Annotated in this window: 19 protein-coding genes and 3 tRNA genes (1 of these 22 cut by a window edge); all 22 read left to right on the plus strand. The window is 57.8% G+C overall.

Annotation, left to right across the window (positions count from 1 at the left end; genetic code table 11):
- Nucleotides 1–12, plus strand: a tRNA-Phe gene (locus GXP70_RS02110) (it extends 64 nt beyond the left edge of the window).
- Nucleotides 13–50: 38 nt separating this feature from the next.
- A tRNA-Tyr gene (locus tag GXP70_RS02115) sits at nucleotides 51–134 on the plus strand.
- Between the two features lie 10 nt (nucleotides 135–144).
- Nucleotides 145–220 (plus strand) — tRNA-Lys (locus GXP70_RS02120).
- Between the two features lie 323 nt (nucleotides 221–543).
- Nucleotides 544–1,308 (plus strand): MraY family glycosyltransferase, encoded by a 765-nt coding sequence (locus GXP70_RS02125; RefSeq protein WP_318652401.1) that lies wholly within the window; start codon nucleotides 544–546, stop codon nucleotides 1,306–1,308.
- A gap of 134 nt (nucleotides 1,309–1,442) precedes the next feature.
- Nucleotides 1,443–2,594: a PucR family transcriptional regulator gene (locus GXP70_RS02130; RefSeq protein ID WP_162354956.1), complete on the plus strand. Its 1,152-nt coding sequence runs from the start codon at nucleotides 1,443–1,445 to the stop codon at nucleotides 2,592–2,594.
- Nucleotides 2,595–2,684: 90 nt separating this feature from the next.
- Complete coding sequence (locus GXP70_RS02135) at nucleotides 2,685–3,806, plus strand: ABC transporter ATP-binding protein (RefSeq protein ID WP_162354957.1); 1,122 nt, start codon at nucleotides 2,685–2,687, stop codon at nucleotides 3,804–3,806.
- A gap of 194 nt (nucleotides 3,807–4,000) precedes the next feature.
- A complete protein-coding gene (gene hprK / locus GXP70_RS02140) occupies nucleotides 4,001–4,939 on the plus strand; it encodes an HPr(Ser) kinase/phosphatase (RefSeq protein WP_162354958.1) in 939 nt (312 codons plus the stop codon).
- Between the two features lie 65 nt (nucleotides 4,940–5,004).
- Nucleotides 5,005–6,042, plus strand: coding sequence for a prolipoprotein diacylglyceryl transferase (lgt, locus tag GXP70_RS02145; RefSeq protein ID WP_162354959.1), 1,038 nt, complete (start codon nucleotides 5,005–5,007; stop codon nucleotides 6,040–6,042).
- 17 nt (nucleotides 6,043–6,059) lie between these two features.
- Nucleotides 6,060–6,716, plus strand: a complete 657-nt coding sequence (gene ppaX / locus GXP70_RS02150) for a pyrophosphatase PpaX (RefSeq protein ID WP_162354960.1) — start codon at nucleotides 6,060–6,062, stop codon at nucleotides 6,714–6,716.
- 5 nt (nucleotides 6,717–6,721) lie between these two features.
- The gene (locus tag GXP70_RS02155; RefSeq protein WP_162354961.1) at nucleotides 6,722–7,213 is read left to right on the plus strand and encodes an acyltransferase; all 492 of its coding nucleotides are present in this window, start codon (nucleotides 6,722–6,724) and stop codon (nucleotides 7,211–7,213) included.
- Nucleotides 7,214–7,219: 6 nt separating this feature from the next.
- On the plus strand, nucleotides 7,220–8,365 hold the full coding sequence (locus GXP70_RS02160) for a polysaccharide deacetylase family protein (protein WP_225442636.1): 1,146 nt from the start codon (nucleotides 7,220–7,222) through the stop codon (nucleotides 8,363–8,365).
- 120 nt (nucleotides 8,366–8,485) lie between these two features.
- Complete coding sequence (locus GXP70_RS02165; protein ID WP_162354962.1) at nucleotides 8,486–9,721, plus strand: ATP phosphoribosyltransferase regulatory subunit; 1,236 nt, start codon at nucleotides 8,486–8,488, stop codon at nucleotides 9,719–9,721.
- A 6-nt stretch (nucleotides 9,722–9,727) separates the two neighbouring features.
- A complete protein-coding gene (hisG, locus tag GXP70_RS02170; RefSeq protein ID WP_162354963.1) occupies nucleotides 9,728–10,399 on the plus strand; it encodes an ATP phosphoribosyltransferase in 672 nt (223 codons plus the stop codon).
- A gap of 70 nt (nucleotides 10,400–10,469) precedes the next feature.
- Complete coding sequence (gene hisD, locus GXP70_RS02175; RefSeq protein WP_162354964.1) at nucleotides 10,470–11,753, plus strand: histidinol dehydrogenase; 1,284 nt, start codon at nucleotides 10,470–10,472, stop codon at nucleotides 11,751–11,753.
- Nucleotides 11,754–11,799: 46 nt separating this feature from the next.
- Entirely contained in the window at nucleotides 11,800–12,399 is a 600-nt protein-coding gene (gene hisB, locus GXP70_RS02180; protein ID WP_162354965.1) for an imidazoleglycerol-phosphate dehydratase HisB, read from the plus strand.
- On the plus strand, nucleotides 12,400–13,038 hold the full coding sequence (gene hisH, locus GXP70_RS02185) for an imidazole glycerol phosphate synthase subunit HisH (protein ID WP_162354966.1): 639 nt from the start codon (nucleotides 12,400–12,402) through the stop codon (nucleotides 13,036–13,038). It begins immediately after the preceding gene.
- A gap of 109 nt (nucleotides 13,039–13,147) precedes the next feature.
- Nucleotides 13,148–13,906 carry an imidazole glycerol phosphate synthase subunit HisF gene (gene hisF, locus GXP70_RS02190; RefSeq protein WP_162354967.1) on the plus strand — a complete coding sequence of 253 codons (759 nt, stop codon included), beginning with the start codon at nucleotides 13,148–13,150 and terminating at the stop codon, nucleotides 13,904–13,906.
- Nucleotides 13,903–14,592 carry a bifunctional phosphoribosyl-AMP cyclohydrolase/phosphoribosyl-ATP diphosphatase HisIE gene (gene hisIE, locus GXP70_RS02195; protein ID WP_162354968.1) on the plus strand — a complete coding sequence of 230 codons (690 nt, stop codon included), beginning with the start codon at nucleotides 13,903–13,905 and terminating at the stop codon, nucleotides 14,590–14,592. Before hisF ends, hisIE begins: the two co-directional genes overlap by 4 nt.
- Before the next feature lie 332 nt (nucleotides 14,593–14,924).
- A complete protein-coding gene (locus GXP70_RS02200) occupies nucleotides 14,925–15,875 on the plus strand; it encodes a ribose-phosphate diphosphokinase (protein WP_162360259.1) in 951 nt (316 codons plus the stop codon).
- A gap of 311 nt (nucleotides 15,876–16,186) precedes the next feature.
- Nucleotides 16,187–17,929 carry a tetratricopeptide repeat protein gene (locus tag GXP70_RS02205; RefSeq protein WP_162354969.1) on the plus strand — a complete coding sequence of 581 codons (1,743 nt, stop codon included), beginning with the start codon at nucleotides 16,187–16,189 and terminating at the stop codon, nucleotides 17,927–17,929.
- A gap of 32 nt (nucleotides 17,930–17,961) precedes the next feature.
- Nucleotides 17,962–18,909 (plus strand): thioredoxin-disulfide reductase, encoded by a 948-nt coding sequence (gene trxB, locus GXP70_RS02210; protein ID WP_162354970.1) that lies wholly within the window; start codon nucleotides 17,962–17,964, stop codon nucleotides 18,907–18,909.
- 405 nt (nucleotides 18,910–19,314) lie between these two features.
- The gene (locus GXP70_RS02215) at nucleotides 19,315–20,265 is read left to right on the plus strand and encodes an ROK family glucokinase (RefSeq protein ID WP_162354971.1); all 951 of its coding nucleotides are present in this window, start codon (nucleotides 19,315–19,317) and stop codon (nucleotides 20,263–20,265) included.
- The last annotated feature ends 197 nt before the right edge of the window (nucleotides 20,266–20,462 follow it).

The raw sequence follows: 20,462 nt of genomic DNA on the forward strand, positions 1-20,462 counted from the left end.
CCCGAGCCACCATTTATGTTCAAGAGGCTAACGCCTTTTGCCATATGCATGGAGGGCTAGCGAAGTGGCCAAACGCGGGAGACTGTAAATCTCTTCCTTCGGGTTCGGTGGTTCGAATCCATCGCCCTCCACCATTTACAGCAAGAGCCATTAGCTCAGTTGGTAGAGCACCTGACTTTTAATCAGGGTGTCGTAGGTTCGAGTCCTACATGGCTCACCATTTCGACGCCAGTTACAACCTGCCGGTCTTAGACCTGCAGGTTTTTTTGATGTTTGCAAAGCCGAGTATTTCATCCTGCCGAGGGCAAACTGAACCCAAAGACATGAAAAAGCACAGCGATGTCGATTCAGGGGGTCTGTCACAGCATGAAGTACGGAGTGGCTGCACTTGTTTGTTTTGCAATCGTAGCGATACTCGTTCCGGTTCTCCGGACATATGCGATCCGGTTCGGTTTTGTCGATCGGCCAAACGCGCGTAAGATCCACAAATCGCCTATCCCGCTTATGGGCGGTGCGGCGCTGTACATTGGCGTTATCGCAACGATGTTTATTGTTCAAGGCATAACGCCGCTCAGTATGACGATTAGTATCGGCGGCTGCATCCTTGTCGTAGTCGGGCTGATGGACGATGCGGCGAAGTCGCGCGGCGCCGACTTCCCGGTATGGCCGCGTGTGATCGCTTATATGGGCGTAGCGGCAATACCGCTCCTGTTCGACATTCGCATCGAAGGCCTTACAGGCCCGCACGGCATGATTTTCTTTCCGTATTGGTTGGGCGTCGTGAGTTCGATTATCTGGGTGTTTGCTTTAATCAACATGATTAATTTTATAGACGGCGTGGACGGGCTGGCCTCTGGGGTGGCGACCTTGTCCTCCTTCACCTTGTTCATCGCGGCGCTTATTAAGCAGCAATACCCGACTGCGCTGCTCGCGATCATTCTGGTTGCCGCCTGCGCGGCGTTCCTGTTCTACAATTTCTATCCGGCACGGATCTTCATGGGGGACGCAGGCGCGACGTTTCTCGGGTATGCGCTGGCGGTTACTGCCGTCGACGGCGCATTCAAGAGCGCAACGCTCGTAACGGTGGCTGTGCCGCTGCTGGCGCTCGGCGTGCCTATATTGGATACGGCCGTCGTGATGCTGCGCCGATTGATATCGGGCAAGGGCCTGCACCGCGCCGACAAGCTCCATACCCATCATGTCCTCATGCGCTGGGGCCTCACGCAGATCCAAACGGTTTCCTTCATCTATCTCGTCGCTGCCTTGTTCTCTCTCCTATCGCTGATCCTGCTGCTTGCGTTAAGCTGAATAAAGCGCCTTTTTGTGATATACTGTCGACAAGGTGAAACTGCCGTAAGCGTTCTTTTTAATAGGATGAAACTTCTCCTTTCTTAATCTTTTAAAAACGTGCACGATGATGTGCATTGGATAGGGGCAAGGCCATGAGTGATGCACAATGGATAACGCAATTGCAAGCTGTTCTGGATTGCCCGGTTCGAGAGCATAGGCTCCCATTACAAGACTGGCTTCTGCTTAGCAGCGAACAAGGCCGTCGTCTGCAAGATCAACTGACGAAGGACAAAACGAATGCGGTTACAATTGGCGAGTATGTTAACGGTCCCGAAGGCGTCGCGTGGTTCGCGCTTGAACAGGAGGCCGATACGGTTCATGTTCTAGAAGTGAACCGGAAGCCCTTCAGCGATGTAGAGCTGCGTCTGATCGGTTGGACGGCGTCCCAGATGCTTGCCGATCGTTCGAAGGATTATGTAGGCATGGGCGAATCGGAACGGTATGCTAGGGAGCTGGGCGCTTGGATCGATGAACAGCTCGACGCAAGCGACCCGAAGCTGCTGCTGCCGGACCGGCTGATTTCCAGAGGCAGATTGTTCTCGACGATGATTCCTTTCCTGCTCGTATGCGAACAGTCTGAACCGAGCGTGTCGGGCTTCAGCGAGCTGGAGAAGCTGCTGCGTACGTTTCTGGCGGAAGACGTGCAGATCATTCCATTGAAGGAACAGGAGTGGCTGATTCTCGGCCCGGCTTCCCTCATTAGCGATGCGCAGGCGGGCGAGCGCGACGAAGAGGAAGAAGAATCGCTGGAGGAAAGCCTGGCATCGATCGCATTCGGACTGCATGAGATGCTCGAAAGCGAATGGATCGGGGAATGTCATTTGGCGGTGTCCCATCCGGTCTCGCCGGCTAATTCCATTGTCGGCACGACGGCGCTTCTCAGGGAAACGGTTCATCTTGGCAGGGCGTTTCACCTTGGTTCGAACATCCATCTGCCCTGGCTGCTTCACCTGGAGCGACTGTTGAACACGATTCCCGAAGCCCACCGCATCAAATTCGTGGAGCAGACGTTGAAGCGGACGGATGCTTTCTTGGATCCTGAGATTCTAACGACGCTCGAAACGTTCTTCGCGCTGGACTGCAATGTAAGCGAAACCGCGAAGAAGCTGTATATCCATCGCAATACGCTGCTTTACCGTCTGGACAAGCTGAAGCAGGAGACGGAATTGGATGTACGGCAGTTCCGGGACGCGGTACTTGTGAAAATTATTTTACTATTGTATAAAGTGACGAAAAGGGCTTAATTTTTTTGTATAGTATGTGCATAGTCATTTGGACAGTGCTGATATAAACTAAATGTAGTGAAAGACAATAATCGTTAGGGGGAAATACAAATGGCTGGTGTACGCTTAGAGCACGTTTACAAAAAATATGCGGGTAGTGATCTCGCTTCGGTTAAAGATTTCAACCTTGACATTAAAGACAAGGAATTCTTGGTTCTTGTCGGTCCATCCGGTTGCGGTAAATCCACAACGCTTCGTATGATCGCAGGTCTCGAAGAAATCTCCGAAGGTAAACTGTTCATCGGCGAGCGTCTCGTTAACGACGTTGCCCCTAAAGACCGTGACATCGCGATGGTATTCCAATCGTACGCCCTGTACCCTCACATGAACGTCTACCAAAACATGGCGTTCGGCCTTAAACTTCGTAAATTCAAAAAAGCGGAAATCGACAAACGCGTTCGTGAAGCCGCTAAAATTCTCGATATTGAACATTTGCTTGACCGTAAACCAAAAGCGTTGTCCGGTGGTCAACGTCAGCGTGTCGCTCTCGGCCGTGCAATCGTTCGTGAGCCGCAAGTATTCTTGATGGATGAGCCGCTCTCCAACTTGGATGCTAAACTCCGTGGTCAAATGCGCGCGGAAATTTCCAAACTGGCTAAACGTCTGGAAACGACCGTTATCTACGTAACGCATGACCAGATCGAAGCTATGACAATGGGTGACCGTATCGTCGTTATGAAAGACGGTATCATTCAACAAGCCGCTTCTCCGGAAGAGCTGTACAACCACCCGGTCAACATCTTCGTAGCAGGTTTCATCGGCGCTCCTGCAATGAACTTCATCACAGGTACGTTGAACGAAGCCGGCGGTGCCGTTCGTTTCAAATCGACGAACATCGATGTTCTTGTTCCAGACGGCAAAGCGCAGCTGCTGCGTGAAAAAGGCTTGATCGGCAAAGAGATCATCTTGGGTATCCGTCCGGAAGATCTGCATGAAGAGCCGGTATTCATCGAGGCTTCCCCGCAAACGATCGTGAACGCTCACGTTGAAGTTGCCGAGAACCTTGGTCACGAAATGTACCTGTACCTGAACGGCCTCGGCAAAGATACGGTTATCGCGCGTATCGACGGACGTTCCGGCGTTAAAGAAGGTACGAACGTGAAACTCGCTTTGGATATGAACAAAGTTCATATCTTCGACAAAGAAAGCGAACTGAACGTATTCGAAGCATAAGCATTCCTTTAATACCAGAGGCCGTCCGAATCAATCGGGCGGCCTTTTTGCTTTGCTGCCGGATCCCCGACTGTCGGCCGGACTGCCTGGTTAGGCGTTGCTTTCGGTGCTTATTTCCTATAGGATGAATACAACTGGATTAATTTATATACAATCACTCGTAGCTGGCTGCGATTTGTTAGGAGGCCAATCAATTGGGCAAGAAAGTGAAGGTATCGGATCTCGTGAGTCAATTTCAGCTCGAGATCTTGAGTGGCGAGGATGGCCTGAAACGCAGCATTACGCTGGACGATTTGTCGCGTCCCGGACTTGAGATGGCGGGCTATTTCGATTATTACCCGAAGGAACGGGTGCAGATTCTCGGGAGAACGGAAATTACGTTCATGGATACGCTCACGAGTCAAGAGCGGATCGACCGCGTAGAGCGGCTCTTCGATGACGAGACGCCATGCTTCATCATTACAAGGGGACTGGATGCGCCGGCGGAATTGCTGGAGCAGTCGAATCAGCGGCAAATTCCGGTGCTGCGCAGCAACACGGCGACGACGATTTTCTTGAGCCGCATCACGAATTTCCTGGAGCGCAAGCTGGCGCCTTCCGCTACGATACATGGCGTTCTCGTGGACGTGTACGGCGTAGGGATGCTGATTACAGGCGGCAGCGGCATCGGCAAAAGCGAAACGGCGCTCGAGCTCGTCAAGCGGAGCCATCGGCTCGTAGCCGACGACGCCGTCGAGATTCGGCAAACGTCGGACGGCCAGCTTCACGGCACGGCGCCTGAATTGATTCGCCATCTGCTGGAGATTCGCGGTCTCGGCATTATTAACGTCATGACGTTATTCGGCGCGGGCGCAGTACGGAACAACAAACGCATCAGCATGGTCATCAAGCTGGAGAACTGGCAGGCAGACAAGCAGTACGATCGTCTCGGCCTGGATGAAGAGACGACCCGCATCATCGATACGGATGTGCCGATCGTTACCGTGCCTGTTCGGCCCGGACGGAACTTGGCCGTCATCATCGAAGTGGCGGCGATGAACTTCAGGCTGAAGCGGATGGGCTACAATGCCGCGCTGCAGTTCACGAACAAGCTGACGGAAACGATCGCGGAAGATGCCGATGATTTCGATTGAGTCCTGACGCGGGCGTTGATCTGTTTCACCATTACGGATAATTAGTAAAGGAGCCTTGATACGGCATGTTTGGATTACGTTTAGATCCGATTGCGTTCTCGCTGGGTTCGATCAACGTGCATTGGTACGGCATCATTCTTGGGACCGCCGCGCTCGTGGGCTTGCTGCTTGCCGTTCAGGAGGGCAAACGCTTCGGGCTGTCGCCGGACTTCTTCATGGATTTATTGCTGTTCGGCGTACCGTCGGCCATTATCGGAGCGCGCATATATTTTGTGGCGTTTCAATGGAATGAGTATAAGCATCATCTGATGGATGTCTTCAAAATATGGAACGGCGGCATAGCGATCTATGGCGCGTTGATCGGGGCGTTCGCCTGCGGCATCATCTATTTCCGGAAAAAGGGGTACAGCTTCTGGCGAGTCGCCGACATTTGCGCTCCTTCGCTAATCGCAGGCCAAATGATCGGACGCTGGGGCAACTTCGTTAACCAAGAAGCCTACGGCGGCGAGGTGTCGGAGAATTTCCTGCGCCATACGCTTCATCTGCCGAATTGGATCGTCAATCAAATGAATGTCGAAGGGATCTACCATCACCCGACGTTCCTGTACGAATCCTTGTGGAACCTGCTCGGATTGGTGATCTTCTTCATCCTCCGCCGCCGACCGTTCCTGCGGGCGGGCGAGCTGCTGTTTGCCTATTTCATCTGGTATTCCCTTGGACGTTTCTACGTCGAAGGTCTCCGTACGGACAGCTTGGCTTTCCGCGGCGCGGACTGGGCGGCATCGTTGTTGAACGGGATTTGGTCGCCGATGAAGGCGTTCGGCTTCAAGCAAGGCTTCTTGGACCAAACCTACGGCAATATTCGCGTCTCGCAGCTGCTCGCGGTACTGCTCATCATTGTTTCGATCGCGATGATCTTCATTCGCCGCCGCTCGGGTGCGGCTTCGGAACGCTATAACGATCCGATCATTAACTTCAAGACCGGACGGCCTGCAGGCGCGGAAGAGTCTGCACGCGCTTCCGCCCAATCCGATGATAAGCCTCTTGAGCATTCAAGCGGCGATTCCGTGGACGGCGCAGGCAATTCCGGCATCAAGGAATAAGGAGCAACTCGACCGGCATGACGACTGAATTGAAAGCAATGTTGTTCGACTTGGACGGCACGATCATGGATACGAACGAGCTGATCATCGAGTCCTTCCTTCGAACGTTGAAAGGCACCGTTCCGCCCGAGTTTAACCGGGAACATATCATTCCGAGCATGGGACTTCCGCTGGCGGAGCAATTCCGGCTGTTCTCGGGCCGCGAGCAGGTCGAGGATCTGGTCGCGGCTTACCGGGAAGTGAATTTGCAGCTGCATGACGAATACGTGAAGGCTTTTCCGTACGTGAAGGATGTATTTGCGCGTCTGCATGAGGCCGGTATCCGGATCGGCATCGTCACGACCAAAATCCGGCTGACGACCGAACGCGGCCTGCGCTATGTCGGCTTGTACGATTACGTGGTGCCGGAAGCGATCGTAACGATCGAGGATGTGACGCATCCGAAGCCGCATCCGGAGCCGGTGCAGCGGGCGCTGGACGCGCTCGGCATCCGGCCCGAGGAAGCGCTGATGGTCGGCGACAGCGTCGTCGACATTCAATCCGCCGAGGCGGCGGGCGTCGCATCCGTCGGCGTGGCCTGGTCGCTCAAGGGCGAAGCGCTGCTAAAGGAGAACGGCGCGCGCCATATTATCCACGATATGCGCGATCTCTACGCCATAGCGGGATTGGAGTAATCGTTGTGAGAAACGTGGAACGTTATCCTGTGGAAGGGCCGAACGCGCTTTGGCAGGTGTACCGGACCATCAGCCGCTGGAAGGTGATACGCAACTTTCTATTCATACAAGTGGCGCGCTACTGTCCCTCACTGCCGGTGAAAAATTGGATTTACCGGCATGTGCTCGGGATGCAGGTAGGGCGCCACTCGGCGTTTGCGCTGATGGTGATGGTGGACGTGTTTTTCCCGGAGAAAATCGCGGTCGGAGATAATTCGATTATCGGCTATAATACGACGATCTTGACGCACGAGTATCTGATCGGCGAGTATCGGCTCGGTCAGGTTCGCATCGGCTCGAGCGTCATGATCGGCGCGAACACGACGATTCTGCCGGGCGTTACGATCGGCGACGGCGCCGTCGTGGCGGCGGGATCGGTGGTGCACAAGGATGTGCCGCCCGGGGCATTCGTCGGCGGCAATCCGATGCAGGAGATTCAGAAGCGAAGGGACCGGTGAGACGGCATGAATCGGAAAGCGACTTTGATGATGGTATTGGTTGCCTTCAGCGCCTTGCTGACAGGCGGGTATTATATGCAGATGAAATTCTCGCATTCGTCCTCCGCCGCTGCCGTACAGCAGCGCGGCCCTTCGCGGCGGCCGGTGGCGGCCGGCCATCCGTCGCCAAGCGGTTCGATTGCGGGGAGCGCCGCAGCGGATACGCCGCACGGCGTCTACTACCGGAATCACGTGATCGTGCTGATGTACCATGAAGTGGCCGCTAAGCCGCAGGATGACAAGGCGCTTTCGCTGGCGAAATTCAAGCAGCAGCTTACGCTGATGCAGCGGAACAATTTCCACTGGATCACGATGGAACAGTACAGGCAGTTTATTCTGAAGGATGCGCCCGTACCGGACAATGCCGTGCTGATGACGTTCGACGACGGCTACGAATCGTTCTACACGGACACGTACCCCGTGCTCAAGCAATTTCATGTGCCGGCGACGAACTTCCTGATCGTGAACACGGTCGGCAATCCGAAGCATGTCGGCATTCCGAAGGTGACCTGGCAGCAGGTGGAGGACATGCACCGGAACGGCTACGATTTCTATAACCATACGTTCGATTCCCATGCCTACGCGTCACATGACGGCAAAGGCGGCAAGCAGCTGCCGATGCTGGAAGCGCCGATGTACGTGAAGAAGCTGAAGCGCAGCGAGACGACGAAGGAGTACCTGAACCGGGTCAAGACCGATCTGACGAAAGCGGACACGATTCTGGCGCAGCGACTCGGCAATCAAGACAAGGTTCTGGCGTTCCCGTACGGAGCGTACTCGATGCCGGTGCTTCGCCTCTGCCATAAGCTCGGCATCGACATCACGTTCACGGTCAAGAGCGGCATCAACGCCTACGGGCAGAAGAACGGCTACCGCGTCAACGCCGGCGGCGAGGAGGACAATCCGACCGCGCTGATCGATTTGATGAAAGAGGGCACGGGCATGCAGAAACCGGGAAGCGATGCTTCCCGGTTTCTGTTGGAGTTCGGCGCCTTCGGCACGGCGATTCTGGCAATCGTCTCGGCGAAGCTGCTGGTGAACGCTTGGGAGGACAAGCATGGCCGGCGAATGCTTCGCAAGCGGCGGCGGGGCGCGGACAAGAACGCGGGCTGATGGCGGACGCCGTATTGACGGAATAATACGACCGTGGTATCATTACGACTAATCCTTTATTTTGGCAGTATGGTAATATGGTAACACGTTAACAAACTAAAGCGCTGAAGGTGAAAATAAATGTCCAAACCGAAGGTGTTCGAAAAACCGATTGGGGTTAAGGATTATTTGCCGCATGCGGTGACGAAGCTGAGACAGATCGAAAATCAAGTGCTCGCTTGCATGGGCTCGTGGGGCTATGAGCAAATCATGACCCCGACGATGGAATATTACGACACGGTAGGCGTCGCGAGCTCGACATCGGACCAGAAGCTGTTCAAGCTGCTCAATAATCGCGGCACGACGCTCGTGCTGCGTTCCGATATGACGGCGCCGATCGCGAGGGTCGTCGCTTCCGTCCTGAAGGACGTGCAATTCCCGATCCGCTTGTCCTACCACGCGAGCGTGTTCCGGGCGATCGAAGAAGAAGCCGGCCGCGAGGCGGAGTTCTTCCAGACCGGCGTAGAGCTCGTCGGCGACGCATCCCCGGATGCGGATGCGGAAGTGGTGGCGCTGGCCATCGCTTCGTTAAAAGCGGCCGGCGTAAGCCGGTTCAAAATCGCCATCGGCCATGTCGGGTTCCTGAACGGCCTGTTCGAGGAGGCGCTGCCCGGCGAGCATGAGGCGCAGGAGGAGCTAAAGGCGTTCCTGCTCGGACGCGACTATGTCGGCTACCGGGAGCGGCTGCGCTCGCTCACGCTGTCCGATGCGATGCGCAGCGAGCTCGAGGGCATCACGCGCCTGCGCGGCGGCCAGGAGATCTGCAGCCAAGCGCTGGCGCTCAGCCTGGATGCGACGGCGCAGGCCTCCATTCGCCATCTGTGCGAAATGTGGGACGCGCTGGCGGCGCACGGCGTCTGCGAGCATGTGCTGATCGATTTGACGATGATCGGCGACTTTAAGTATTACACGGGCATGACGTTCGAGGCTTACGCCGCCGATCTGGGCTTCCCGGTGGCGAGCGGGGGCCGTTACGATAACTTGCTTCAGCAGTTCGGGCGTCCGGCGCCGGCGACGGGGTTTGCGCTCAAGACGACGCGGATTCTGGAGCTGATCGGCGCCGGCGGCGAGCCTAACGCCGAGCGCGTGCTGATCGCGTACGATGCGGACGGCCGCGCGGCGGCCTTCGACAAGGCGCGCACGCTGCGCGAGAGCGGCACGGCCGCCGCGGTCGTGACGGAGCGCGTGGATGCGGATGCGCGGCAAGCGCTGCGGGAAGCCGAGACAGCCGGCGCGAACGACGGGGAATTGCGCTATAAAGGCGCTGCATTTACGAAGCTGCTGACCTACTTCGGCGGCAGCCGGGAAAGGGAGTAGGCGGACATGAATCAGGAGAATTTGCAGGCGGCCGATTCGGGACGCGAGCTGTTGAAGGTGGCGATGCCGAAGGGCCGCATCTATAAAGTAGCTTCGAAGCTGTTCAGGGAAGCCGGCGTGCCGATTCCGAGCGACTTCGACGATACGCGCAAGCTGATCATCGAGCTGCCGGAAGCGGGCATGTCGTTCATTATGGCGAAGCCGGTCGACGTGCCGACCTATGTGGAATACGGCGTGGCGGATATCGGCATCGTGGGCAAGGACGTCTTGATGGAGGAGAACAAGGACGTCTACGAGCTGCTCGATCTCGGCATCGCGAAGTGCCGGATGTCCGTCATCGGACTGCCGGACTGGCAGCCGGTCATCCATCCCCGCGTCGCGACGAAATATCCGAGCGTGGCTTCTCAGTATTTCCGCGAGCAGGGGCAGCAGGTCGAGGTGATCAAGCTGAACGGATCGATCGAGCTGGCGCCGCTCATCGGGCTGGCCGACCGGATCGTCGATATGGTGGAGACCGGCCAGACGCTCCGCGAGAACGGTCTCGTCGAGATGGAGACGATCTTCGGCATTACGAGCCGGCTGATCGCGAACCGCGTCAGCTACCGGATGAAGAACGAAGCCATACAGAGCCTGTGCGACAAGCTGCAGAGCGCGATCGCGGCGAAGCCGGGCATGTAAATGAACTGGAACGTAAGGCCGAGAGGCCTGCCGTCCCTATAGAGCGCAAGTGCGAAAGGAGCGATGCGGCATGAGAAAGCTGCGAGCGGAGCAGTTTGGATTGACGCGCAAAGTGGACTACGGTTCACCGGAGCAAAACGAAACGGCCGCCCGGATCGTCGAGGCGGTTCGGACGGAAGGGGACGCGGCGCTGCTGCGGTACACGGAGCAGCTGGACCGGGTGCAAGTGGACGCCGCGGGACTTCGCGTGACGGAGGAAGAGATTCAGGCGGCGTACGACCGCGTCGATGCGGACTTCCTGACGGCGATCCGCCAGGCGGCGGCGAATATCCGCGCCTTCCACGAGAAGCAGCTGCGGCAGTCGTGGGTGGACGTGCAGCCGGACGGCACGATGCTCGGCCAGCTGCTGCGGCCGCTTAAGCGCGTCGGCGTCTACGTGCCGGGCGGCAAGGCGGCTTATCCGTCGTCCGTGCTGATGAACGTGATTCCGGCGCAGGTAGCCGGCGTGCCGGAGATCGTGATGGTGACGCCGCCCGCGACCGGTGGCAAAACGGGCATCGACCCGTACATCCTCGTCGCGGCCGCGGAAGCCGGCGTCAAGGAAATGTACCGGGTCGGCGGCGCGCAGGCGATTGCCGCGCTCGCGTACGGCACGGAGACGATCCCGCCGGTCGATAAAATTTGCGGACCCGGCAATATCTACGTCGCGCTGGCCAAGCGCGCGGTGTTCGGCGTCGTGGCGATCGACAGCATCGCGGGACCGAGCGAGATCGTCGTGTTGGCCGATGAAACGGCGGATCCCGCCTATGTCGCGGCGGATCTGCTGTCGCAGGCGGAGCATGACGAGATGGCGTCGGCCATTCTCGTGACGGCCTCGGAAGCGCTGGCCGACGCCGTGGCGACGGAAGTCGAGCAGCAGCTGTCGACGCTGCCGCGGGAAGGTACGGCAAGGCAGTCCATCGAAGGCTACGGGGCGATCCTGCTGGCCGAGACGATGGACGAGGCGATCGCCGCCGTCAACCGGATGGCGCCGGAGCACCTGGAGATCATGACGGCCGAGCCGATGACGCTGCTGGGCCGGATCGAGAACGCGGGCGCGATCTTCGTCGGTCCGTACAGCTCGGAGCCGGTCGGCGATTATTTCGCCGGACCGAACCACATTCTGCCGACCAACGGCACGGCGCGGTTCTCCTCGCCGGTGAACGTGGACGATTTCGTGAAGAAGTCGAGCCTGATCTATTACAGCAAGGACGCGCTGATGGCAAACGGCGATCAAATCATTGCGCTAGCCCGCCACGAGGGTCTGGAAGCGCACGCGAGAGCCATCGAGATCCGGCTGGAGCGGGAGCGTTAGACGAGGGAGCAGTCCCGATATATTACGCGAAAGAAGGTTGCTTACTATGGCGGATAACGCAATTCGCGCAGCCGAGGTGGCGCGCAAAACAAACGAGACGGACATCAAGCTCTCGTTCGGCATCGACGGTACGGGCATCTCCAAGCTGGAAACGGACGTTCCGTTCCTGAACCATATGCTGGACCTGTTCACCAAGCACGGCCATTTCAACTTGACCGTCGAAGCCCGCGGCGACGTGGAGATCGACGACCATCACACGGTCGAGGACATCGGCATCTGCCTGGGCCATACGATTCGCGAGGCGCTTGGCGACAAGCGCGGCATCAAGCGCTATGCATCGGTATTCGTGCCGATGGACGAGGCGCTGGCGCAGGTGGTCATCGACTTGAGCAATCGCGGGCATTTCGAATATCGCGCGCAGTATCCGTCCCAGCAAGTGGGCAGCTTCACGACGGAGCTCGTCCATGAATTCCTCGCGAAGCTGGCGATGGAGGCCCGTATGAACCTGCACGTCATCGTGCATTACGGCTTTAATACGCACCATATGATCGAAGCGGTATTCAAGGCGCTTGGCCGCGCGCTTGACGAGGCGACAAGCATCGACCCGCGCGTGCAAGGAGTGCCTTCGACGAAAGGAGTGCTGTAGATGATCGCGATCATCGATTACGGCATGGGCAATCTGCACAGCGTCAGCAAGGCGGTGGAACGGCTCGGCTGCGAGGCGGTCGTCACGGCCGACGCGAAGACGATCATGGAAGCGGACGGCGCGATTCTGCCGGGCGTCGGGGCATTCGGCGACGCGATGCAGAACTTGCGCAATACCGGCCTTGACGAAGTGACGCGCTTCTACGCGGCGTCCGGCAAGCCGCTGCTCGGCATCTGCCTCGGCATGCAGCTGCTGTTCAGCGAGAGCGAGGAATACGGTCCGCATCAGGGGCTGAACCTGCTCCCGGGTACGGTCATCCGGTTCAAGGGCGATTTCAAGGTGCCGCATATGGGCTGGAACAAGCTGGAGTTCCGTCAGAATACGCCGTTGTTCGCCGGACTCGAGCAGGGGCATGTGTACTTCGTGCACTCGTACCATGTGAAGCCGGAGCGCGCGAGCGATCTGCTGGCGACGACGGACTATAACGGGCAAGTGACGGCGATCGTCGGCCGGGACAACGTGTACGGCATGCAATTTCATCCGGAGAAGAGCGGCGATCTCGGCATGAGCCTGCTGCGCAATTTCCTGGCGCTTACGAGCGTGCGCGAACCGAGCGTTATTGAAGCGGACGCGCGCTAAACGGGCATGCCGCTTGCCCGGCTTGTGCCGGTCCGGCATGCGGTAATCCGGGATTCGCCTGCACGGCCAGGCTCGCGCATACCATTAACTTAAGAGAGGGGTGACCTCAATGTTAGCCAAACGGATCATCCCGTGTCTGGACGTGAAGGACGGGCGCGTCGTGAAGGGCGTAAACTTCGTGAACCTGCGCGATGCCGGCGACCCCGTCGAGCTGGCGGCGATTTACGATAAGGAAGGCGCCGACGAGCTGGTCTTTCTCGACATTTCGGCTTCGGTGGAAGGCCGGGCGACGATGGTGGAGGTCGTCAAACGGACGGCCGGCGAAATCACCATTCCGTTCACGGTCGGCGGCGGCATCTCGCATGTCGACGATATGAAGCGGCTGCTGCGGGCGGGCGCCGACAAGATCGGCATCAATACGGCAGCGGTCAAGAACCCGTCGCTCGTGAAGGACGGGGCGAAGAAGTTCGGCTCGCAGTGCATTGTCGTGGCGATCGACGCGAAGTTCAACCCGGCGTGGGGCGAATGGGAAGTATACACGCACGGCGGACGGACGGCGACCGGCATCAAGGCACTGGCCTGGGCCAAGGAAGCGGAGCAGCTCGGAGCCGGCGAAATCCTGCTGACGAGCATGGACGCGGACGGCACGAAGGACGGCTTCGACCTGAAGCTGACGCGGGCGGTGTCGGATTCGCTCGGCATTCCCGTCATCGCATCCGGAGGCGCGGGCAAGGTGGAGCATTTCCATGACGTGTTCCTGCAGGGCCATGCGGACGCAGGCCTGGCGGCAACGATTTTTCATTATAAAGAGATGACGATCCGCGAAGTGAAGGACGATTTGCGGCAGAAAGGGGTCGAGATTCGATGAGCACGAGCAAAACATTGGAAGCGGCGGCGGCGGAGATCAAATGGAACGAGGCGGGATTGGTCCCGGCGATCGTACAGGATGTCAAGAGCAAAGAAGTGCTGATGATGGCATACATGAACCGGGAATCGCTCGCTCTCTCCGTAGAGTCGGGAGAAACGTGGTTCTGGAGCCGTTCGCGCAGCGAGCTCTGGCATAAGGGCGCGACCAGCGGCCATACGCAGCGCATCGTATCGCTGCATTATGATTGCGACGGCGACACGCTGCTCGTCCGCGTGGAACAGAACGGCCCGGCTTGCCATACGGGCTCGTACAGCTGCTTCACGGGCGAGATCCAGGGCGTGAAAGGCACGGAAGCGGGCGCAAGCGCATTCCAGCAGTCGAGCGACCGTTTCGCGATGCTGAACCAGCTGGAAGCGACGATCGCGCAGCGGTACGTCGAGCGTCCGGAAGGCGCCTACACGACCTACCTGTTCGAGAAGGGCGTCGACAAGATCCTGAAGAAGGTCGGCGAGGAATCCGCTGAAGTGATCATCGCGGCGAAAAACAAAGACAACGACGAGCTTCGCTGCGAAACGAGCGATCTGATCTTCCACCTGATGGTGCTGCTGCGCGATCGCGGCCTGTCGCTGGACGAAGTCATGACGGAGCTCGGACGCCGCCATAATAAAACGAAGCCTTCCGCGTAAGCTGCGCCGGGAAGGCGGCCATCGCAACCGAGCCTGCGGCCAGCAAGCTCGGTTCTGTCGCGTTCGGCCCGCCGGACATGTAACAATGCGGGGACAAACCGCGACAGAAGCCGAATAGGGACGAGAGAAGCCCGTTGAACCGGATACATGGCGGGTAATCCCTAGAGATCGATTTTTGAATTATGATCATTTCCATGTATAATGAAAGTTGTCGAAACAAAGCGGTATTGCGGATACCCAAATCGGTAGTCGTTTCTGTTCGGCTTCCCTGCCCTAGCGGAAGGGAAGAAGCTTATCAATTTAGTGGTCTAATCGCTCAGGAGGGTATTATGTTGTTTAGCGACAAGCTGCGTATTTTCTCGGGTTCCTCGAATCCCAAATTGGCTCAACGAATCAGCGAAGAGCTCGGACTTCCGCTCGGTAAAATCAAAGTGTCCCGGTTTAAAAGCGGCGAGATCTACGTGCACTACGAGGAGACGATCCGTAACTGCGACGTGTTCCTGGTGCAGTCGTTCTCGCATCCCATCAACGATCACTTTGTCGAGCTGCTCGTGATGATCGACGCGGCGAAGCGTGCTTCCGCACGTACCATCAACATCATTATGCCGTATTACGGTTATGCGCGGCAGGAACGCAAGGCGGCTCCGCGCGAACCGATCTCAGCCAAGATGCTTGCCGATGTATTGACGACGGTCGGGGCGACCCGCATCATCACGATCGACCTGCATGCGCCGGCGATTCAAGGGTTCTTCAACATTCCGGTGGATCACCTGACGGGCCTGGACCTGATCAGCGATTACCTGAAGGCGAAGAACATCAAGAATCCGGTAGTCGTGTCTCCGGATGCCGGCCGTGCTTCGACGGCGGAGAAGCTGGCGAACTATCTGGACGCGCCGTTCGCGATCATGATCAAGAAACGCCATGCCCACAACGAGTCTACCATCACCCACGTCATCGGCGATGTCGAGGGCGGCACGCCGATCATTATCGAGGACATGATCGATACGGGCGGCACGATCGTGAATGTCGTGGAAGGCCTCAAAGAACGCGGCGCCGAGGACGTCTACGTATGCGCTACGCATCCGCTCTTCTCGGGCCCTGCCCTGCAGCGATTGGACCATCCCAATATTAAAGAAGTCATCGTCACCGACACGATCTCGATTCCGGACAACCGTTCGGATCGCTTCAAAGTGCTGTCGGTCGCGCCGATCCTGGCGGAAACGACGCGGATCATCATCGAAGGCGGCTCCATCAGCACGCTCTTCAAAAACGCGGGCATCTAGCACCGGCGACGCCGGTCAATGCCCGCAAATACGGCCGCCGCGGGCGGCCACCTTCGCGAATCGCGGGCCGGCGCCCGCGATTTGCCACATATTCTTTCGTGTAAGGATAGGCCGCGCTATGGTATAATCGTAGAAACTTTGTATGGGGCTGATCGTACTAACGTGCTTAAATTCGATGCATATACGAGTTTTGCTCGCCCGTGCAACCGACCCTTGCCGCGAACTGCGTTCGCAGCTCGGGTATGCAGCCAACCCTGGTCGCGAACTGCGTTCGCAGCTCGGGTATGCAGCCTAAGGAGGTGCCTTGTGTTATGAAAGAAAAGAAAATTGCGCTAGCCGACCGCAGCACCAAGATCATTCCGATTCAGTGGGACGCAACGTACTTTTTCGAGCGAGCGGTTCGTTCCATGGACCGATATCATTATGACAAGGCACTCAAGTATTTCCGGCGCGCGGCCGAATACGAGCCGGAGAATCCCGTCAACCATTGCAATATGGCGGGCATTTTGTCTGAGATGGGCAATTACGAGGAGTCCAACCGGATCCTCGACTCGATTGTCAACGAGCTCGATCCCGAGATGACGGAATGTCATTTTTATATGGCGAACAATTACGCTAACATGGAGATGTACGAAGCGGCCGAGGACTCTCTCGTGCGCTATCTGGAAGAAGACGCCGAAGGGCAGTTCCTCGAGGAAGCGGAAGAAATGATGGAGCTGCTCCATTACGAGCTGGAGCGTCCGACGAAGCTTGCGTTCATCAAGGCGCGCGAAGGATTCTTCGAGCATGACCGCGCTAGGGCGATGCTGGAAGATGGCAAGTTCGCGGAAGCGGTCCGGCTGCTCGAAAGCATCGTCGAGAAGAACGGGGAGTTCCTCGCGGCGCGGAACAATTTGGCGCTGGCCTATTATTACATGGGCATGTTCGACAAGGCGATGGCGACGATCAAGCAGGTGCTGGAGCTGGAATCCGGCAATTTGCACGCGCTGTGCAACCTGGCGATCTTCTACCAGCATGCCGGCGACAAGGAGGAGCTTGCGCCGCTGGTCGAGCTGCTGTGCAAGACCGTTCCTTTCCATCAAGAGCATGTGTTTAAGCTGGCTACGACGATGGGCATTCTAGGGGAACACGGCGAAGCTTACCGGCACTTCATGCGCCTCTTGAAGGACGGCGCGCTGAAATCCGATCCTTGCTTGTTCCATTATGCGGCCGTTGCGGCTTGCAACATGGGCCGTTACGATGAGTCGCGCCGGCTGTGGCAGCAGGTGAAGAAGCTGGATCCCGAGTCGCATGTGCCCGGCTATTACCTGGAACAGCTGGAGCGGATGGAGAACGGCCAGCATGCGGCGCCGGCAAGTTACCATTATCATCTTCCGTTCGAGGAGCAGTTCAGGCTGTGGGAGAAGTCGACGGAATCGCTGCCGGATCATATGAAGCGCGATCCGCTCGTGCGCTCGTCCTTCTTCTGGGCGCTGCGCCACGGCGACCGCCATACGAAGCTGCAAGTCATTCAAGCGCTCGGCATGATTGCCGACAACGAAGTGAAGGATGCGCTGCGCGAGTTCATTATCGAGCCGCAGGAAGACGATTACTTGAAGCGGATCGCCATCTTCGTGCTCCGCTCCATCGGCGTGCACGAATCTTTGCATGCCATACTGGAGGGCGAGGAAACGGTCATCGAGCACAGCCGGATGCCGTCCCGTCTGCCGATCTGGGAAGACAAATGGCAGTCGGTGCTGGAAGCGGCGCTCGCGCGCATGAACAAGCATTACGACCTGGTGCAGCAGCATGATCTGCTTACCTTGTGGATCGAATTCCTGTCGCGCGTCTATCCCGACGTGCCGAAGTTCGGCAAGGTGGAGGGCTGGGCCGCCGCGCTGGAATACTTGACCGCCAAAATGCACCGCCGCGAAATATCGTACCATGAGGTTTCGCAGCGTTACGGCGTTTCGATCGCGACCGTCAGCAAATGCGCCAAGCGCATTGATGAAATATGCGGTATCAAAGAGAAAATGAGAATGATTTTCCCGGCATTGGCGGATCACCGCGAATAAGGGAGCTCAATCGCACAAAGGAGGCAACATTCGTGTACAAAGCAATCATTATCGGAACAGGCCCCGCTGGACTGACGGCAGCCATCTACCTGGCTCGCGCCAATATGAACCCGCTCGTTATTGAAGGTCCCGAACCGGGCGGCCAATTGACGACGACGACGGAGGTCGAGAACTTCCCGGGCTTCCCGGAAGGCATTATGGGTCCGGATCTGATGGCGAACATGCGCAAGCAAGCGGAGCGTTTCGGCGCGGAATTCCGTACCGGCTGGGTAAATGCCGTCGATACGTCGAAGCGTCCGTTCACGCTGCAAGTGGAAGGTCAAGGCGAGCTGCAGGCCGAAGCGCTGATCATCTCGACCGGCGCGTCCGCGAAGTACCTGGGCATCGCGAACGAGCGCGAGAACGTCGGACGCGGCGTCAGCACATGCGCGACCTGCGACGGCTTCTTCTTCCGCGGCAAGAAGATCATCGTTGTCGGCGGCGGCGACTCCGCGATGGAAGAAGCGAACTTCCTGACGCGCTTCGCCTCGGAAGTCGTGCTCGTTCATCGCCGCCCGGAAATGCGCGCCTCCAAAATCATGCAGGACCGCGCCCGCGAGAACGGCAAAATCAGCTGGGCGCTTGATCGTACGCCGCTTGAAGTCGTGGCGAACGGGATGGGCGTAACGGGCCTGAAAGTTAAGAACAACGCGACGGGCGAAGAAGAAGTCATCGAAACGAACGGTATTTTCGTGGCGATCGGCCATACGCCGAACACGAAGTTCCTGAACGGCCAATTGGATACGGACGAGACGGGCTACCTGGTCGTGAAGCCGGGCACGTCGGAAACGAATATCCCGGGCATCTTCGCTTGCGGAGACGTACAGGATCACAAGTACCGCCAAGCGATCACGGCTGCGGGAAGCGGCTGCATGGCTGCGCTGGATTGCGAGAAGTTCCTGGAGGGACACGCCGTCCACGACTGGAGCCAGGCGCTGTAAGAGCACTCGATGAGCAGTTCGCGGAAATGCAACAGGACGCTGTTCGGACTGCCGAACAGCGTCGCTTCATGTCAGCGCGCCTATGTCCCGCGCTTGCGTAAGGCGCCGGCCGTTTCACCTTGAAATTCAAGCCTGCATAAGCTTCGCCTTCTGCGTACGCTTGAATTTCTTCGGAATGAAACGCGCCGCGTCGCCAGCAATGGCACTGGCCGTTTCACCTTGAAATTCAAGCCTGTATAAGCTTCGCCTTCTGCGTAAGCTTGAATTTCTTCGGAATGAAACGCGCTGCGCCGCCAGCAATGGCACTGGCCGTTTCACCTTGACCGGTTGGAAGCGTTCGCTTATAGTTTAGTTGGAACGAAAGCATCACAATTCCCTTATCTTAATTATAGAGGTGGCCCATTCATGTCAGAGAAAATCGTGGTTGGTGTGGATATTGGCGGTACGTCCATTAAAGTCGGCATTTGCAATATCGAGGGCGCGCTGCTTCAGACGTATGAAGGACCGACGGAAGTCGAGAAGGGATCGGATATTGTCTGCGAGAACATCGCGGCTTATGCCCGTCTGATTGTCGATCAGTCCCCGTACGAATGGGATCAAGTCGAGGGCGTGGGCATCGGTATCGCAGGATTCCTGGACATCCCGCGCGGATACGTTCATAAATCGGTCAATCTGTTCTTCGAGAACGTACCGCTGAAAGATATTTTGGAAGCGAAGCTGAACAAGAAGGTGCTCGTCAATAATGACGCGAACGTGGCGGCGCTCGGCGAAGCATGGGCAGGCGCGGGCCGCGGCATCTCGGACTGCGTATGCTATACGCTCGGAACAGGCGTCGGCGGCGGCGTCATCATCAGCGGCAAAATCGTGGAAGGCTTCCGGGGCATGGCCGGCGAGCTGGGCCATATGACAATCGTGCCGGATCTCGAAGCGATCCAGTGCAACTGCGGCAACAAAGGCTGCCTGGAGACGGTATCGTCCGCAACGGGCATCATTCGCATGGCGAATGACGCCGTTGAGCGCGGTGACCGCACTTCGCTGTCGTTCGTGGAGAATATTACGGCGAAGGATGTCATCGACGCGGCGAAGGCCGGCGATGAAGCGGCGGCGCGCATCGTGAACCGCGCGGCGTTCTACCTGGGTAAATCGATGGCGGCCGTAGCGGTCGTGCTGAATCCGCAGCGCTTCATTATCGGCGGCGGCGTGTCGAAAGCCGGCGAGTTCCTGTTCGAGCAAATTCGCGAGGTGTTCCGCAAAACGGCTCCGGATATGGCGCAGGAGGGCGTTGAAATCGTCCCTGCGATCCTCGGCAACGATGCCGGCGTCGTCGGCGCGGCAGGTCTTATTATTCGTTCTTAATCGCGAGTTCATCCGCGTGCGAATAGACAGTAGAAGAGGTGACGGCTCCCGGGCAGGACAGTGCGTATATGCGTTTCACGCGCGTACGGACCGGGGGATCGGATAGGGAACAATCGCGCACCGCTGCCCGCAAGGGCGGCGGCGGCTTTTTTCTTCGAACCGATTGCGTTCAAGCTGTCGTCCGCGCGCTTATGGCT

It is taken from the genome of Paenibacillus lycopersici, assembly GCF_010119935.1.
In the GTDB taxonomy this organism is placed as follows: Bacteria; Bacillota; Bacilli; order Paenibacillales; family Paenibacillaceae; genus Paenibacillus_Z; species Paenibacillus_Z lycopersici.

Excerpts from the sequence above, each read along its gene's own strand:
- GXP70_RS02125 (WP_318652401.1), top strand. The coding sequence starts at position 544 with ATGTTTATTGTTCAAGGCATAACGCCGCTCAGTATGACGATTAGTATC.
- GXP70_RS02130 (WP_162354956.1), top strand. The coding sequence starts at position 1,443 with ATGAGTGATGCACAATGGATAACGCAATTGCAAGCTGTTCTGGATTGC.
- GXP70_RS02135 (WP_162354957.1), top strand. The coding sequence starts at position 2,685 with ATGGCTGGTGTACGCTTAGAGCACGTTTACAAAAAATATGCGGGTAGT.
- lgt (WP_162354959.1), top strand. The coding sequence starts at position 5,005 with ATGTTTGGATTACGTTTAGATCCGATTGCGTTCTCGCTGGGTTCGATC.
- ppaX (WP_162354960.1), top strand. The coding sequence starts at position 6,060 with ATGACGACTGAATTGAAAGCAATGTTGTTCGACTTGGACGGCACGATC.
- GXP70_RS02160 (WP_225442636.1), top strand. The coding sequence starts at position 7,220 with ATGAATCGGAAAGCGACTTTGATGATGGTATTGGTTGCCTTCAGCGCC.
- GXP70_RS02165 (WP_162354962.1), top strand. The coding sequence starts at position 8,486 with ATGTCCAAACCGAAGGTGTTCGAAAAACCGATTGGGGTTAAGGATTAT.
- hisG (WP_162354963.1), top strand. The coding sequence starts at position 9,728 with ATGAATCAGGAGAATTTGCAGGCGGCCGATTCGGGACGCGAGCTGTTG.
- hisD (WP_162354964.1), top strand. The coding sequence starts at position 10,470 with ATGAGAAAGCTGCGAGCGGAGCAGTTTGGATTGACGCGCAAAGTGGAC.
- hisB (WP_162354965.1), top strand. The coding sequence starts at position 11,800 with ATGGCGGATAACGCAATTCGCGCAGCCGAGGTGGCGCGCAAAACAAAC.
- hisH (WP_162354966.1), top strand. The coding sequence starts at position 12,400 with ATGATCGCGATCATCGATTACGGCATGGGCAATCTGCACAGCGTCAGC.
- hisF (WP_162354967.1), top strand. The coding sequence starts at position 13,148 with ATGTTAGCCAAACGGATCATCCCGTGTCTGGACGTGAAGGACGGGCGC.
- hisIE (WP_162354968.1), top strand. The coding sequence starts at position 13,903 with ATGAGCACGAGCAAAACATTGGAAGCGGCGGCGGCGGAGATCAAATGG.
- GXP70_RS02205 (WP_162354969.1), top strand. The coding sequence starts at position 16,187 with ATGAAAGAAAAGAAAATTGCGCTAGCCGACCGCAGCACCAAGATCATT.
- GXP70_RS02215 (WP_162354971.1), top strand. The coding sequence starts at position 19,315 with ATGTCAGAGAAAATCGTGGTTGGTGTGGATATTGGCGGTACGTCCATT.